Source organism: Sphingomonas koreensis, assembly GCF_002797435.1.
Lineage (GTDB): Bacteria > Pseudomonadota > Alphaproteobacteria > Sphingomonadales > Sphingomonadaceae > Sphingomonas > Sphingomonas koreensis.
In genome coordinates this window covers 3,805,523-3,821,009 of the sequence record NZ_PGEN01000001.1, presented here as the reverse complement: position 1 = coordinate 3,821,009, position 15,487 = coordinate 3,805,523, and the positions used below count along the sequence as shown (strand labels likewise).

General features: G+C 64.7%; 12 protein-coding genes. 6 read left to right on the top strand and 6 right to left on the bottom strand.

Going from position 1 to position 15,487, the window contains the following annotated elements:
- From BDW16_RS18285 to BDW16_RS18270, 4 genes are all read right to left on the bottom strand, one after another.
- The gene (locus BDW16_RS18285) at window positions 1–2,151 is read right to left on the bottom strand and encodes a sensor domain-containing protein (RefSeq protein ID WP_066574533.1); all 2,151 of its coding nucleotides are present in this window, start codon (window positions 2,149–2,151) and stop codon (window positions 1–3) included.
- Window positions 2,152–2,245: 94 nt separating this feature from the next.
- A complete protein-coding gene (locus BDW16_RS18280; RefSeq protein ID WP_066574543.1) occupies window positions 2,246–3,028 on the bottom strand; it encodes a dioxygenase family protein in 783 nt (260 codons plus the stop codon).
- A gap of 8 nt (window positions 3,029–3,036) precedes the next feature.
- Complete coding sequence (wrbA, locus tag BDW16_RS18275; protein ID WP_066574545.1) at window positions 3,037–3,639, bottom strand: NAD(P)H:quinone oxidoreductase; 603 nt, start codon at window positions 3,637–3,639, stop codon at window positions 3,037–3,039.
- Window positions 3,640–3,720: 81 nt separating this feature from the next.
- Window positions 3,721–4,419 carry a pirin family protein gene (locus BDW16_RS18270; RefSeq protein ID WP_066574548.1) on the bottom strand — a complete coding sequence of 233 codons (699 nt, stop codon included), beginning with the start codon at window positions 4,417–4,419 and terminating at the stop codon, window positions 3,721–3,723.
- A 99-nt stretch (window positions 4,420–4,518) separates the two neighbouring features.
- On the opposite strand from BDW16_RS18270, the gene BDW16_RS18265 reads away from it, so the two are divergent.
- Entirely contained in the window at window positions 4,519–5,448 is a 930-nt protein-coding gene (locus BDW16_RS18265) for a LysR family transcriptional regulator (RefSeq protein WP_066574554.1), read from the top strand.
- Window positions 5,449–5,513: 65 nt separating this feature from the next.
- Here the strand turns inward: BDW16_RS18265 and BDW16_RS18260 are convergent, their stop codons facing one another.
- Entirely contained in the window at window positions 5,514–8,516 is a 3,003-nt protein-coding gene (locus tag BDW16_RS18260; RefSeq protein ID WP_066574568.1) for a TonB-dependent receptor plug domain-containing protein, read from the bottom strand.
- A gap of 342 nt (window positions 8,517–8,858) precedes the next feature.
- Between BDW16_RS18260 and ctrA the strand changes: the two genes are divergently transcribed.
- From ctrA to BDW16_RS18245, 3 genes are all read left to right on the top strand, one after another.
- Window positions 8,859–9,566, top strand: coding sequence for a response regulator transcription factor CtrA (gene ctrA, locus BDW16_RS18255; RefSeq protein WP_066574571.1), 708 nt, complete (start codon window positions 8,859–8,861; stop codon window positions 9,564–9,566).
- Window positions 9,567–9,698: 132 nt separating this feature from the next.
- Window positions 9,699–9,995: an autorepressor SdpR family transcription factor gene (locus tag BDW16_RS18250; RefSeq protein WP_066574573.1), complete on the top strand. Its 297-nt coding sequence runs from the start codon at window positions 9,699–9,701 to the stop codon at window positions 9,993–9,995.
- Window positions 9,992–10,366, top strand: coding sequence for an ammonium transporter (locus BDW16_RS18245; RefSeq protein WP_066574576.1), 375 nt, complete (start codon window positions 9,992–9,994; stop codon window positions 10,364–10,366). Before BDW16_RS18250 ends, BDW16_RS18245 begins: the two co-directional genes overlap by 4 nt.
- A 907-nt stretch (window positions 10,367–11,273) precedes the next feature.
- Here BDW16_RS18245 and BDW16_RS18240 read toward each other — a convergent pair.
- Complete coding sequence (locus BDW16_RS18240; RefSeq protein WP_241230485.1) at window positions 11,274–12,950, bottom strand: amidohydrolase; 1,677 nt, start codon at window positions 12,948–12,950, stop codon at window positions 11,274–11,276.
- Between the two features lie 96 nt (window positions 12,951–13,046).
- On the opposite strand from BDW16_RS18240, the gene BDW16_RS18235 reads away from it, so the two are divergent.
- The gene (locus tag BDW16_RS18235) at window positions 13,047–14,291 is read left to right on the top strand and encodes a threonine ammonia-lyase (RefSeq protein ID WP_066574579.1); all 1,245 of its coding nucleotides are present in this window, start codon (window positions 13,047–13,049) and stop codon (window positions 14,289–14,291) included.
- A 420-nt stretch (window positions 14,292–14,711) separates the two neighbouring features.
- Window positions 14,712–15,485: an arginyltransferase gene (locus tag BDW16_RS18230; protein ID WP_066574582.1), complete on the top strand. Its 774-nt coding sequence runs from the start codon at window positions 14,712–14,714 to the stop codon at window positions 15,483–15,485.
- Window positions 15,486–15,487: the final 2 nt, after the last annotated feature.

Genomic DNA, 15,487 nt, shown 5'->3' with positions numbered 1-15,487 from the left:
CTAGCGGAGCGAGGTTTGGAACACCGGCAGCGCCTGCCGCGCCGACTGGACCATGGGCCGCTCGCAGCCGCGCTCTGCCGAACGGTCGAGCGACAGGCCGAGTTGCGCAAGCATCATCGACGATACGCGATAGCGCGTGCGATAGCCGCCCTGCCCGTCACTCACCAGCGGTTCGTCGAACTCGACACCCTGATGCGTGCCGCGCGAGCGGCGCACGGTCGCCACCGTCCATTGGCGGTCGCCGAAATCGATCACGAACCGCGTGCCCACCGGCACGTCGACCAGCCCCTCGATCAGCGCCCCCGTCCTGGACAGATTGCGCAGGATCACCGGGTAATAATGGTCGCCATGCACCGCGCCGATGCGGCGGAAGGTCGCGACGCGACTGCCCCGCTGCTTGGCGGGGCCGATCGGCTGGATCGCCGGCTGCGCTTCCGCCACCATCTCCATTGCCGCTGCCGCCGAGACCGGCAGGCTGTAGAGATAGCCCTGGATCAGCCCGACATCGAGCGCGCGGAGCGCTTCGAGCTGGTCGAGCGATTCCACACCCTCCGCCGTGGTCTCCATCCCCAGCGTGCGGGCCAGCGCAACGATAGCAGTGATGATCGCATTGTTGCGCGACGCGGGATCGGCGACCAGGCGCACGAAACTCTGATCGATCTTGATCTTGTCGAACGGCGCGGACCGCAGATAGCCGAGCGAGGAATAGCCGGTGCCGAAATCGTCCAGCGCCAGCCGCACGCCGATCTTCTTGAGCGTGGCAAAGGTGGCCTCCGCTTCGGCGCCACCGTCGATGAACACGCTTTCGGTGATCTCGAGCTCGAGCCGCTCGGGGTTCAACCCGGAATGGGCGAGCGCGCTGAGCACGACCTGAGGCAAGCTCGGATTGGCGAACTGGATCGGCGAAACGTTCACCGCAACGCGCAGATCGCCCGGCCAGGTCGCGGCATCGACACAGGCCTGCCGCATCGTCCATTCGCCCAGCCGTGCGATCAGGCTGGTTTCCTCGGCAATCGGGATGAACAGCGCGGGCGAGATGCGTCCGCGATCGGGGTGGTTCCAGCGCAGCAGCGCCTCGAACCCGGCAATCACATTGGTCTTCGCATTCACCAGCGGCTGATAGTTGACCTCCAGCTCGCCGCGGTCGAGTGCGTCGAGAAGGTCCTGTTCCAGCAATCGCCGGTCTTCCGCCGCCTCCAGCATGTCGCGCGCGAAAAAGCGGTAGCAGCCCCGTCCGGCGTCCTTGGCGGCATAGAGCGCCAGATCGGCGTTGCGGATCAGATCTTCGGCCATGTCGCCGTCATGCGGCCCCAGAACGATGCCGATCGACGCACCGATCACGCAGCGGCTGCCGTTGATGAAATAGGGCTGCGACACGGTGCGGATGATATCTTCGGCCAGCGCCGCCAGCGCGTTGCGATCGGCAGGAACGCTAAGCACGATCTGAAACTCGTCGCCGCCGATCCGGCCCACGCAATCTTCATGGTTCAGCACCCGGCTCAGCCGCGCAGCGACCTGCGTCAGCAACTGATCGCCCGCCGGGTGACCGAGCGTGTCGTTGACCAGTTTGAACCGGTCGAGATCGACCAGCAGAATCGCGAAGGACCGGTCGGACCGCATCGATGCCAGCAAAGCCTGCTCGACCAGGGCGGAGATGCCGCGCCGGTTGCGCAGGCCGGTCAGCGCGTCGTGGCTGGCCAGACGCGAGATCGCCTCGGCCGATTCCTGCACTGCGGTGATATCCGCGCCGATTCCCTGGAAGCCCGTGAAGTTCCCCGCGTGATCGAATTGCGGACTGCCGGACATCGTCCATATCCGCTCCTGCCGGTCGTGGGTGCAGCGCATGTTGACGCCGCGAAAGGGCTTCTGCTTCGCGAGCAGGAAGCCGATCGGCCCGGACGTCTCGGCCGCGTCGCTCTCGATCCTGAATACCGCGGTGAGCTCGCTGCCCGCGATCCCCTGACCGGCAATCGCAAACTCGTCCGCTACCCAATCGCTGATATATGAGAGCCGGCCTTCGCCATCGGTGGACCAGAACCAGTTGGTCCGCAGCCCTTCGATCGAGGCGAGCAGTTCACCCTGCGCCGGATGCGGGGCTGCATTGCCCCCATTCCGCAACTTGCGCTGCGGACGAATCTTCGCCCCGATCAATCGACAGCTCCCGCCTGAATGACGTTACCCAGCGAGCGCTAGAGAGGCTGTACTTGCGAATTGGTGAATTTGCTCCGGACCGGAACCGACTTTGCTACCCGAACTGATAAGCGTCCATCGCCAGCACCCCATAGGTGTAGCTGTGATGCAGCCGCTCACCCGGAATGCCGCCAGCGCCCATCGCGGTGAACAGCGGCAGGATATGGTCCATCGTCGGGTGGTTCTGCTTGCCGAAGGGCGCGCGTTCGACCGCATTCAGCACCGCATCGGCGTCGCCTGCGTCGATCCGCGCCTTCACCCAGTCCGCGAACGCCGACACCCATTCGGGCACCGCCGCGTCGTGATCGCGCCCTTCGACAAAGATCGCGCGCAGATTGTGCGTCAGGCTGCCCGATCCGATGACAAGCACGTTGCGGTCGCGCAGCGGCGCCAGCGCCTGCCCGATGCGGTAATGCCATTCGGGCGCATGGGCGCTGCTGATCGACAGCTGCACCACGGGCACGTCAGCCTCCGGCCATGCCAGCATCAGCGGCACCCATGCACCATGGTCGAGCCCGCGCTTGGGGTCGAGAAAGGCGGGAATCCCCGTCCCCTCCACCAGCGCCGCGACCTCCGCCGCCAGTGCCGGATCGCCCTTGGCCGGATAGCGCAGGTCGAACAGCTTCTGCGGAAAGCCGCCGAAATCGTGGATCGTCGCCGGTGCCTCGACCGACGTCACGACCGCCTCCGCCATGTCGTGATGCGCGGAAACCATCACGATCGCGTCGGGCCGCGCGACCTGCCCGGCCAGCCCGGCGAGGAACTCCCGCGCCGGGCTGGGCTCGAACATGATCATCGGCGAGCCGTGCGATACGAACAAGGCGGGCTGGCGCGCCATGACCCGTCTCAGGCGGCCAGCTTCGCCGCGACTTCGGCGATGCGGCGGCCCTGATAGCGCGCACCGTTGAGGTCGATCGCGCTCGGCTGGCGGCTGCCGTCGCCGGCCGCCACCGTGGTCGCGCCATAGGGCGCGCCGCCCAGCACCTCATCGACCTTCATCTGGTCGGTATGCCCATAGTCGAGGCCGACGATGGTGAGGCCGAAATGCAGCAGGTTGGTGATGATGTTGAACAGGGTCGTCTCGTTGCCGCCATGCTGCGTCGCGCTGGAGGTGAAGGCGCCGCCCACCTTGCCGTGCAGCGCGCCCGACGCCCACAGGCCGCCCGCTGTGTCCCAGAAGCTCGCCATCTGGCTCGACATCCGTCCGAAGCGGGTCGGCGTGCCGACGATGATCGCGTCATAGGCCTTGAGCACGTCGGGGCCGGCAATCACCGGGTGCGCGCTGTCCGTCTTGAAGTGCGCAGCCTTGACCACCGCCTCGGGCGCGGTCTCGGGCACGCGCAGGATATCCACCTGCGCACCCGCGCCGCGGGCGCCTTCGGCGACGGCCTCCGCCATCTGCTCGATATGTCCGTAGGACGAGTAATAGAGGACCAGAACCTTGGCCATTGCATGTCTCCTGATGAAAAGGGGGGTGGAGCGGCCCGCCTTGGGAGGGGGAGGTCGCGGACCGCTCCGGGGGAGGTCTTGTCAGTCGGCATCGACCAGAACGATCTCGGCGTCTTCGATCGCCTTGATCGTCACGGTCTGCCCGCCGGTAAGCGCTGCGCCGTCACGCGCGTCGAAGGGGTTGCCGTCGATCTCGATCTTGCCCACCGCGGGCACGAGATAGGCGTAGCGCCCCTCGCCGACGGTGTGCGTCAGGCTCTCGCCCGCCTTGATCGTCGCGCCCAGCACCCGGGCGTCGGCGCGGATCGGCAGCGCATCGGTGTCTTCCTCGAAGCCCGATGCGAGCGTCACGAACTTGCCCGAGCGCTCGCCCTTGGGGAACGGCTTGGCCCCCCAGCTCGGCGCGCCGCCATTGGCCCGCGGCATGATCCAGATCTGGAACAGCGTCGTGGTTTCCGGCTCGAGATTGTATTCCGCGTGCCGGACCCCGGTGCCCGCGCTCATCACCTGGACGTCGCCGGCACCGGTCTTGCCCTTGTTGCCCATCGAGTCCTGATGCGTGATCGCCCCCTTCCGGACATAGGTGATGATCTCCATGTCCTTGTGCGGGTGCGGCGGAAAGCCGCTGTTGGGCGCGATCTCGTCGTCGTTCCACACGCGGATCGCTCCCCAGCCCATCCGGTCGGGGTCGTAGTAATTGGCAAAGCTGAAGTGATGGCGAGCATTGAGCCACCCATGATCGGCATGGCCCAGGCTGTCGAACGAGCGCTTCTCGATCATGTGTGCCTCCTTGGTTGACGCCCAAGATAGGCTCTGCGATCAGTGCGTAAATGGAAACGTCTGAAACTGATCGTTTCAAGAATCTAGCGGAGATTCACCTTGCGGCTACCCGATTTTGAGGCCTGGGCGATCTTCGCCTGCGTGGTCGAGCACCGCTCGTTCAGCGGCGCCGCGGAGGCGATCGGCGTCTCCAAGGCGACCGTGTCCAAGGCGATCGCCCGGCTCGAGGCGCAGCTCGGCACCGCGCTGTTCCATCGCACCTCGCGCCGCCTGACCCTAACCGACAGCGGCAATGCGCTTGCCGAGCGCGCCGGCCGCATCCTCGCCGAAGCGCAGCAGGCAGAAGAAGCCGCGCTCGACGCGGCCAAGGCGCCTTCCGGCCTCGTCCGCATCGCGGCGCCGATCACCTTCGGCATCCGCTTCGTCGCCGATGCGATCGCCGATCTGCTCGCCGAGCATCCCGGGATCGAGATCGACCTGCGCCTGTCCGATGCCCGGGTCGATATCGTGGCCGACGGGTTCGACATCGCGCTGCGCATCGCCGATCTGCCGGACAGTTCGCTGCGCGCGCGCCGCCTTGCTCCGATCACCGCGCGCGTCGTCGCGGCGCCAAGCTATCTCGAAAAGCACGGCACACCCAAGCACCCGGCAGATCTCGCCCATCATGCCTGCTTTCTCTACGCCAACGTGATCGGCGCCTGGCATTTCCGCAAGGCGGATGGCGAGGAGGCCGCGGTGCGCCCCGCCGGTCCGCTGATCACCGACAATGGCGACGCGATGCTCCCAGCGCTCCGCGCCGGGCTCGGCATCGCCCGCCTCCCCGGCTTCATCATCGACGAGGAGCTGGAGAAGGGCAATCTGGTCGAGCTCCTCACCGGCTGGTCGCCGATGAACATCGCGCTCCATCTCCTCACCCCGCCCAGCACGCTGCGCCCGGCGCGCGTGGAGCTGGTGATCGACTATCTCTCGCACCGCTTCCGCAACATCTGCGTCAAGGAAACGGCAGCGCGGGCGGCGAAGCGCGCCTGACCTTCCACGCAAAGAAAGGCCGGCCCACGCATCCGCGGACCGGCCCTGTTTGTCGAGGCGTGCGATCAGTTGGTCTTGAAACGCACGCCGATGCGGAACCGGCGACCCAGCAGATCCGAATAGGTGCTGTTCGCAGCAAGTCCGGTTTCCGGAAGGAGCAACGGCCAACGGTTGAATAGGTTTGTGACGTTGAAGAAGACCTGTGCTTCCGAGCTGCCGACCGTGATTTTCTTGGTCAGGTTCAGATCAACATAGAAGGTGCCCGAGACATTGATCTCGTCATAGGTCTGATAGGTAGATGTCGTGGTGGTCACCGGGCATCCGGTAGTGCACTCGATCGCGTTCGCCAGATACTTGCCGGCGCTCGTACCGCGCGCAACGGTCGTGATCGAGAAGCTCGGCGTTTCGTAGGCGAGGCTGCCACGGAAGATCCACGTCGGCGTCGTATACTGGCCGCCGTTCGAACCCACACTATCAAGCGGCACGACGCCCGGGATGCCCGTGTCGACGATGTTCTCGATGTAGCGCGTGGCCAGACCACGCAACGTGATGTCGCCCTCGGCATTGTCGAAGATACTGTTCAGGGGCAGGCGATAAGAGGCGTCGAAGTCGATACCGCGCGCAATCCGCTTCGCAAAGTTGAACGGCTGGTTGCGAATGAGGACGCGTGCCGAGCTGTTCGGATCCTGCGTGATCGCCGCGCAATATTCGGCGCGCCCATCAAAACAACGATTAACAATATCCTGCGCCGAAAGCGTATCGATCGCGTCGTCGAGGTCGATCCGGAAATAATCGACTGCTAGGTTGAACCCGGGCAGGAAGCGCGGCGAGAACACGCCGCCGATATTCCACGAATCAGCCTTCTCCGCGCTTAGGGTCGGGTTGCCAACGCTCAGCTGCGAGTAGGAAATGCTCGTGCCATAGCTGCCGCCATTCGGTCCGCTGCCCGCGCCCCAGGGGTTGCTCACCGCATCCGTATTCGACGACCCCGCCTGATACAGTTCGTTGAGGTTCGGCGCCCGGATGTCGCGCGAGCGTGTCACACGTAGACGGATATCGTCGATCGGTTGCCAGGTCGCACCTGCCTTCCAGGTGGTGACATAACCCGACGTCGAATAGTCGGTCGCACGCACCGCACCGTTGAACTCAAGGCCAAAGCCGAGCGGAACCACTGCTTCGAGATAGGCTTCCTTGACGTTGTAGCTACCGTTGCTGGGCAGATAATTGCCCACCGACCAGGTATTGGTGGTGGTCAGGCCACCGCCCGGGTTGGAAGTGACGGTCGGCCGGAACTCAGGCGGGACATAGCCGCTGATCTTCTCTTCACGATACTCGCCACCGACGGCAAGGCTGACGTCGCCCGCCCAGGTCGCGAACGGAGCAAAGGAGAGATTCGCGCCGACGACGAACTGCTCCGCGACCTCGTCGCGATAGGGATTGCCCAGAATATACTTGACCGCTGCAGGATCGGCGACGCCGATGCCCAGACGGTTGAGCGGGCGGCAATTCGGATCGTTGTTGTTCGGGTCCGCATCGACGTTGATCCGGCACTGAATCGATCCGACGGCATAATTGCCCGGATTGCCCGCCTGCGCGAACACCGCGTCCACTGCGCTCGCCGTGCGCTGGGTATGCATGATGTTGGTCAGCTCTTCGTGCATCTCGGCGCGGCCATATTGCCCGAAGATATCCCAGCGCGCCGCCTTGCCGAACGCATCGAACTGGCCTTCCAAGCCCACGACATAGCGCTGCACTTTGCGCTCGTTGTTAACGCCGCGATAGGGCAGATCTGCCGCGGTTGTACCGATCGTGACACCAGTGATGCCGGCAAGCTGCACAGCGCCAAGCGCCTGGATCAGATAAGCGTTATCGGCAGCCAGCGTGCTGGCGCCAGCGGCACCGCGGCCGACATTGGCGGCATTGAACGCTGTCGTGGTGGATGCCAAGTTCGGACCGGCATTAAACACTATCTTCTGGCGATTGTACGAGCCTTCGGCGAAGAAATCGACGCCGTCCGCGATCTCATAGCTGAGGCGCGCGAACAGGCCATAGCGGTCGTCCTGGGGGTCAAGGCCGATGCGGCGACCCGAATCGTTGACCTGCCAGCTGCCGCCCTGATTCAGCGTGGGCGGCGAGGAGCCGTTCGCAGCCGGGAAGGTCAGCCCGCCATATTGGTATTGCAGCACCTGACCGGCCTGGCCGAAATAGATACCGCGCAGCCTATTGGCCGTGCCGCCCGACGAGTTGAGGATCATACTGCCTGGCGTCGAGTTGGCTGCGCCGACCTGGCGACGGATCAGATATCGCGGCGTGGTGCTGACGCCCGACACCCAGTTCGGGTCCTGGATCCGGACATAGCCCGTGTGGTTCCACTCGCGATCGACCGAGAAGATGCCGTCGCGGCGCGCAAGCTCGCCGCTGATCAGCAGGTGGCCACGCCCTTCCGCGAACGACCAGCCACCCGCCGCATTCACTGAATAGTTGAAGCCGTCGCCTTCCTCGGTCACGCCAACATCGGCACCGATCTTGATCCCCTGATACTTGTTGTCGAGGATGAAGTTGACCACGCCGGCTACCGCGTCGGAACCATAAGCTGCCGATGCGCCGCCCGTAACGACCTCGACTTGCTTGACCAGCGCCTGCGGGATCGTGTTGACGTCCACCAGCCCGGTGATCGTGGAGCCTACCGATCGGCGGCCATTGACCAGCACGAGCGTTCGCGTCTCACCCATGTTGCGCAGGTTCAGCGCGTTAATACCCGCCTGGCCGCTCGAGAGATTGAGGCGAGAGTTCGACGGCTGCGTCGAGCCGGCGAGCGCCGGCATCTGATTAACGAAATCGGCGATGTTGTTCGAGGACGAACCGTTCTGGATGTCCTCCAGGTTCAGCACCATGACCGGAGTCGGCGCCTGATATCCGTCACGCACGATGCGCGTGCCGGTGACGACCACTTCGCCCTCACGTTCCGCCTCTGGGGTTGCCGAGGTCGGCGCGGGGGAAGTGTCCTGTGCGAAAGCCGGGTGCGCGAGCGCGCAAACCGTGACGAGAAGCGCGGCTTTGATCTTCATACTGACCCCCTGATTGTCCCGGCCCGCGTTATCGCGTGACCACCCCGGAAATGACGAAACTAACCATGCCTGCTCTCGGGCAGCAAACGCAAAAAAAGGATGAAGCCTATAGACTAGGGATATAGGCAGTCCGGTACGCGATCTATCGCGTCGAGCGCACGCGCTGCCGCCTCCCTGCTCCGGAGCCGGCGCGACATCGAACCGTGCAGATTCGCCGCGACTCGTGGATTCCTGCGGGTTAGCACAAAATTAACCTTTTGCCTTCAGACCTGTTTAGGTTAATGAATCAGTCGCGTTGCGGGTCACAGGGGGCTGCGCAACCGGCACAGGGGGAACCCGCAAATGCGCGTGCTGCTGATCGAAGACGAGCCAACGACTGCCAAGGCGATCGAGCTCATGCTCTCGACCGAGGGCTTCAATGTCTACACCACCGATCTGGGCGAGGAAGGCCTCGATCTCGGCAAGCTGTACGACTACGACATCATCCTGCTCGACCTCAATCTGCCGGATATGCATGGTTACGACGTGCTCAAGAAATTGCGCGTCGCCCGTGTTCAGACCCCGGTGCTGATCCTGTCGGGTATCAACGAGATGGACAGCAAGGTGCGCTCGTTCGGCTTCGGCGCGGACGATTATGTGACCAAGCCGTTCCACCGCGAGGAACTGGTGGCGCGCATCCACGCCGTGGTCCGCCGCTCGAAGGGCCATTCGCAGTCGGTCATCCGCACCGGCAAGCTGGCGGTGAACCTGGATGCCAAGACCGTCGAGGTCGACGGCGCCCGCGTCCACCTGACCGGCAAGGAATATGCGATGCTGGAGCTGCTCTCGCTCCGCAAGGGCACCACGCTCACCAAGGAAATGTTCCTCAACCATCTCTATGGCGGGATGGACGAGCCCGAACTCAAGATCATCGACGTCTTCATCTGCAAGCTGCGCAAGAAGCTCAGCATGGCATGCGACGGCGAGAACTATATCGAGACCGTCTGGGGCCGCGGCTATGTGCTGCGCGACGCCGAAGAGGCGGCGGCACCGGTCAGCGCGGTCGCCTGACGACAGACTTCACGCAGAGGGGCAAATGGCCGCGGCGTCCAACCGGACTCCGCGGCCATCTCTTTTTCGGCACCCCGCCCGCCCGCGGATATGTCGCTTGACTCATTTCGATGATTAGCTAATTATCGATTTATGAGCCAGGTGTTCAAAGCGCTGTCCGACCCCACCCGCCGCCGCGTGCTTCAGCTGCTGCGCAAGGGACCGATGAGCGCGGGCGAGCTCAGCGACCAGTTCGACGTGTCGAAGCCGACCATGTCGGCGCACTTCGCGGTGCTGAAGGAGGCCGATCTGGTCCACACCGAAAAGGACGGCAAATCCGTCATCTATCACCTCAAGCTCAGCGTGCTCGAAGAGGCGCTGCTGGGCTTCGTCCATTCGTTCGGCATCGGCGCCGGGGCGCCCGATCCTGAAAAGGAGACTGCACGATGAACAAGGAACTGATCCCGGGCATCGTCTGGGCCGCCGGTGCCATCGGCACCGCCCTCGCCGCAACCGCCGCGCGCAAGGCCGGGCTGACCGACGGCGACACCGTCACCCGCCTCGTCATCGGCCTCAACGGCCTGATGGTCATGTGGTTCGGCAACCGCATGCCCAAGAATTACGTCCCCAGCGCCCGCGCGCGCCAGGTCGCACGCGTCGGCGGCTGGTCGATGGCGCTGAGCGGCCTCGCCTATACCGGCTTCTGGGCGGTCGCCCCGATCCAGACCGCAGTGATCGGCGGCAGCGCCGCGATCATCCTCGGCATCGCGGTAACGGTGGGTTACTGCCTGTCGCTGCGCAGCAAGGCCAACGTGGCCTGAGCGCGGACTACGCGGTTTCGGCGGGCACGGGGTGTATAGCGGACGCCGATGCGCAAGTTTAGCAGTGCTGTGGCAATGGCATAACGGTAACTTGTGAGACGCTATCTAGTGTCGCGTTATATTGGAAGTGTACCTTCCTCCCCTCATGGTTGAACCAATCCCAAGGGTAAACAGTAAGAGGGTAGTCCATGAATGTTCGGTCATTGCTGGCGACAGGGTCGCCCATCGCTTCCCGAACGGCAAACCGAGAACTTGAAAATGAGAGATTGAATGGTAAGTGGCCTGTATACTCTTCGTAGTGAGCAGAGTTCTTTTCACCAAAGAATTGTACACAGCTGCAAATGTCGTTCCAATCGATCAGTATACAGACACCTTGATCAGGCAGCTCTATATAGCGGTCTAATCCAAACTCCGGGTCGTTCTCGGGTGGGCGGTCCGGAACGATGACTGGATACCCAAGCACGGATATGAATTGCGACAGGTGTTTGCCGATAAGTTGCGATTCTATCATCCTGATCAGGATAGCGCACATTTGACCGGGGTCTACAATTGGTCGCCAGCCGCCCCGCACGCCCCGCCCCGCCCAACCCTTCCAATGTTGGATTTCATCTGATCTACCCTGATCGATGGAACAGGGCGCAAAACCCGGCCGGCTATGTCCGCCATCGCGCTATCCGCGCACCGGTTCAGCCCGAGTGTGGCGTCGGCGTTGCGCCCCTGTCGCGTGCGCGTCGCCTGTCTGTCGCGCCGTGCCGTTTCACGGTCGCGTCCGTGTCGCCTGCCTGCCGCGCCGGTGTCGCGTCACTGTCGCGTCACGGGCGCAAACCTGTCGCGAACCCGTCGCTTCGCGGGCGCATCGCCCGTCAAACACCGCTTTCGTGTCAGCTTTGTCAGGCGCCCCGCGGCGTCAGCGCCCTTCCCCCGCCTTCGCCGCGTCGCTCCGCCGATACACGCGCTGCCCGCCGACCCAGGTTTCCAGCACCACCGTCGCCCGCAAGTCGGTGGGCGAGGCGAGCAGCGGATCACGGTCCAGCACGATGAAGTCCGCCAGCATCCCCGGCGCCAGATGACCGAACAGTTTCTCCCCGAACCCGGCATAGGCGGCATCGATGGTGAAACCCTTCCACGCCTGTTCGCGGCTCACCGCCTCCTCGGGCCGCCAGCCGCCGAACGGCTGGCCCTGCGCGTCCTGCCGGGTGAACCCGGCCGCCCAGCCCTCGAACGGGTTGGGGCTCTCGACCGGATAGTCCGATCCGAACGCCAGCCGCACATTGTTCGCCAGCATCGACCTCCAAGCATAGGCACCCGTCAGCCGGGTCTGACCCAGCCGCGCCTCGGCCATCGTCCGGTCGCTCGTCTGGTGAACCGGCTGCATCGACGCGATGATGCCATGCTTCGCGAAGCGCGGCAGATCGGCCGGATCGACGATCTGCGCGTGCTCGATCCGCCAGCGCCGGTCGCCGTTGAACGTGTCCGCAACCTCGTCGATCGCATCAAGAACCTGCTGATTGCCGCGGTCGCCGATCGCATGGATCGCGATCTGGAAATGATCCATGGCGCCGCGGCTGATCGAGTTGAGCAGTTGCGCGTCGCTCAGGAACGGGAGGCCGGTGACGCCGGGCGCATCGGCATAGGGTGCCTTGAGCCACGCCCCCCGCGAACCGAGCGCACCGTCGACCATCAGCTTGATCCCGCCCATGCGCAGCTTGTCGCCGTACAGCCAAGGCGTCGGACCGGTGCCCGCCGTGACCAGCGCCGTCTCGACGCCCGCCGCATAGCTAATGATCCGCATGCGGAGCGCGCCGAGATCGCCCATCCGGCGGAAGGTCTGCCAGTCGTCCAGGCTGGTGCCCATGTCCGCGCTCGCGGTGACGCCAAGCGCCAGAAGCTGGTCCTGCGCCTTGAGGAATGCGGCGTTGCGGTCACGCGGCGTAGGCTTGGGCAGTGCCTTCTCGATCAGGTCCATCGCCGCATCGACGAACACGCCGCCCGGCTTGCCCGCGATCAGCTCGATCCGGCCACCCGCAGGCGATTTGGTCGCGGGCGTGATCCCAGCGGCCTTCATCGCCGCACTGTTCGCCCAGCCGGCATGGCCGTCCGCGCGGGTGAACCAGGCGGGTTTGTCACCAGTCGCGGCGTCCAGTTCGGCTGCAGTCGGAAAGCGGCCCAGCGCCCAGGCTTCCTGGTTCCACCCGCCACCGGTCAGCCAGGGCCGCGCAGCATTCTCAAGCGCATAGCGGCGGATCGCCTCCTGCGCCTGTGCCAGCGAGGTCGTCGCCGAGAGGTCGAGCGCCAGCGCACGGAACCCCAGCCCCATCACATGGCCATGACCGTCGATCATCCCGGGAATGACCGTCCGGCCCTTCAGGTCCTCCTTCCAGTCGGGTCGCTCAGGGCGCTTCTCGCCGCGCTTGAGCAGCTTCACGATCTTGCCGTCCGGCGCGATGACGATGCCGGTAAAGCGCACCACCTCCCCCTTTTCGTCCAGCGTCATGCCATCGACATTCTCGACCAGCGCATCGGCAGATGCGGGCGAGGCGAGCAGCAGTGATGCGGCCAGTGAAAGCGAAACGGGAAGGCGCACAGGGATCTCCGGACGAACTGACTGAAAAGCCACGCTTGGTTGCGCCCTCGAATAGGCGGTGTTCCCCCATCGCGCCAGATGGTCTACGGCCCGCCCATGGCAACTCAGGCAGCAACCGCAGCGCAACCCCTTCCCGTCACCCTCGCCGACGTTCAGGCGGCGGCGGCGCGGATTATGGGCGCCGTGGTCCACACCCCGACGCTGCACAGCAAGACGCTGTCGGACCTGACCGGCGCGACCGTCTATCTGAAGTTCGAGAATCTCCAGTTCACCGCCGCGTACAAGGAACGGGGCGCGCTCAACACTTTGCTCCAGCTCGACGATGCCGCGCGCGCCAAGGGCGTGATCGCGGCCTCGGCGGGCAATCACGCGCAGGGCCTCGCCTATCACGGTAACCGGCTCGGCATCCCGGTGACGATCGTGATGCCCAAATCGACCCCGACGGTGAAGGTCATGCAGACCGAGAGCCACGGCGCCACGATCATCCTCGAAGGCGAGACCTTCGACGAGGCCTATGCCCATGCCCGCCAGCTCGAGGCATCGAACGGCTACACCTTCGTCCATCCGTTCGACGATCCGCGCATCATCGCTGGACAGGGCACCGTCTTCCTCGAGATGCTGGCCGATGCGCCCGCGATCGATACGCTGATCGTTCCGATCGGCGGCGGCGGCCTCATCTCCGGGGCGCTGACCGTCGCCAAGGCCGCCGACAAACCCATCGAGGTGGTCGGCGTCCAGGCCGAGCTGTTCCCGTCGATGTTCAATCGCTTCACCGGCGCGCACGAGCCGATCGGCGGCGACACGCTGGCCGAAGGTATCGCGGTCAAGGAACCGGGCGGCCTTACCGCCCAGATCGTCGAGGCGCTGGTCGACGAGATCATGCTGGTCAGCGAGCGGAGCCTCGAGGAGGCGGTCAGCCTGCTGCTTCAGATCGAGAAGACGGTGGTCGAGGGCGCCGGCGCCGCCGGCCTCGCCGCGCTGATGACCCAGCCCGAGCGGTTCCGGGGCAAGACCGTCGGCGTGATCCTGACCGGCGGCAACATCGACACACGGCTGCTCGCCAACGTCCTGTTGCGCGATCTCGCGCGTTCGGGCCGTCTCGCCCGGCTGCGCATCCGACTGCAGGACCGCCCCGGTGCGCTCTATCAGGTCGCCCGCATCTTCCAGGAGCAGACGGTCAACATTCTTGAGCTGTCGCACCAGCGGATTTTCACCAACCTGCCCGCCAAGGGCCTCAGCCTCGATGTCGAGTGCGAGACCCGCGACCGCGCGCATCTGGAGCGCCTCATCTCAGCGCTTCAGGAAGCAGGCTATGAGGTGCGGCTGATCGAACTGGCCTAGGGGCCGGGCCCAGCGCGAAGAAATCGGGACGGAACAGAGCAGACAGCGCGCTAGCCGGCGCTGCTTGAACGCGGTCTGGCGCGCGCCGGGCTGCCCGATCCCTGCCCATTCCAGAAAACCCGCCCGCCGTTCGGGCCGGGTCGATACCCTGAATCACAATGGTTACTATCCACGTTTTCCACAGGATGTGGACGAATTGAATCACACGCACGACGAACCGAGTCGCGCGACTCTTTCCGGTGACTCATCAACTCAGTAAGAGCAGTCGCAGATGCGCCCGGCATGGCTCTCCGCGTCGTCCACAACTCCTTACTTCCGTTAACTCTCTTTCATGGTGAATCGCCTTTTCATCACGAATCGGCTGATTCATAATGGCGCCATCGCAACACGCTTCGTCGATCGGCAGGGGGACGGACTAGGGTGACGGCACTGACCCGATTTCCACGGTTCTTCGTAACCAGCCCCTCACCGTGCCCGTATCTTCCGGGCCGGCAGGAGCGGAAGATCTTCACCGAGCTTTCGGGGCCTCACGCCGGCGAGCTCAACGACGCGCTCGGCCGTATCGGCTTCCGCCGCAGCCAGTCGGTCGCGTACCGGCCGAGCTGCGTCGGCTGCAACGCCTGCCTCTCGGTCCGTGTGGTCGCCGACGAGTTCAAGCCGAACGCGACCCAGCGCAAGCTTATCCGCCGCCATTCGGATCTGGAGGTCACCGCCTGCCGCCCTTGGGCGACGGAGGAGCAGTTCGACCTGCTCCGCCGCTATCTTTCCAGCCGCCACCCCACCGGGGGCATGACGGCAATGGACGAGAGCGACTATGCCGACATGGTCGAGCAGTCGCCGGTCGGCACCTATGTCATCGAGTATCGCGAACCCGCCGAGCGCGGGGGCGCGCTTGTGGGCGCGTGCATCACCGATCAGCAGGCCGACGGCCTCTCGATGATCTACAGCTTCTTCGACGCCGACAATGCCGACCGCCCGGGCCTCGGCAATCTCATCATCATGGATCACATCATCCGTGCCCGTGCCGCAGGGCTGCCCTATGTCTATCTCGGCTATTGGGTGAAGGGCAGCGCGCGCATGGCGTACAAGACGCGCTACCAGCCGATGGAAGTGCTCGGCCCCAATGGCTGGCGTCCGTTCAGCGAGGAAGAGATCGCGGTGCGCACGCCGATGCCGGTGCGCGAACTCGCCTGACG

Bases quoted from the DNA above. Each gene is read 5' to 3' on its own strand.
- BDW16_RS18280 (WP_066574543.1), bottom strand. From the start codon at position 3,028: ATGGCGCGCCAGCCCGCCTTGTTCGTATCGCACGGCTCGCCGATGATC.
- wrbA (WP_066574545.1), bottom strand. From the start codon at position 3,639: ATGGCCAAGGTTCTGGTCCTCTATTACTCGTCCTACGGACATATCGAG.
- BDW16_RS18270 (WP_066574548.1), bottom strand. From the start codon at position 4,419: ATGATCGAGAAGCGCTCGTTCGACAGCCTGGGCCATGCCGATCATGGG.
- BDW16_RS18260 (WP_066574568.1), bottom strand. From the start codon at position 8,516: ATGAAGATCAAAGCCGCGCTTCTCGTCACGGTTTGCGCGCTCGCGCAC.
- ctrA (WP_066574571.1), top strand. From the start codon at position 8,859: ATGCGCGTGCTGCTGATCGAAGACGAGCCAACGACTGCCAAGGCGATC.
- BDW16_RS18250 (WP_066574573.1), top strand. From the start codon at position 9,699: ATGAGCCAGGTGTTCAAAGCGCTGTCCGACCCCACCCGCCGCCGCGTG.
- BDW16_RS18245 (WP_066574576.1), top strand. From the start codon at position 9,992: ATGAACAAGGAACTGATCCCGGGCATCGTCTGGGCCGCCGGTGCCATC.
- BDW16_RS18235 (WP_066574579.1), top strand. From the start codon at position 13,047: ATGGCAACTCAGGCAGCAACCGCAGCGCAACCCCTTCCCGTCACCCTC.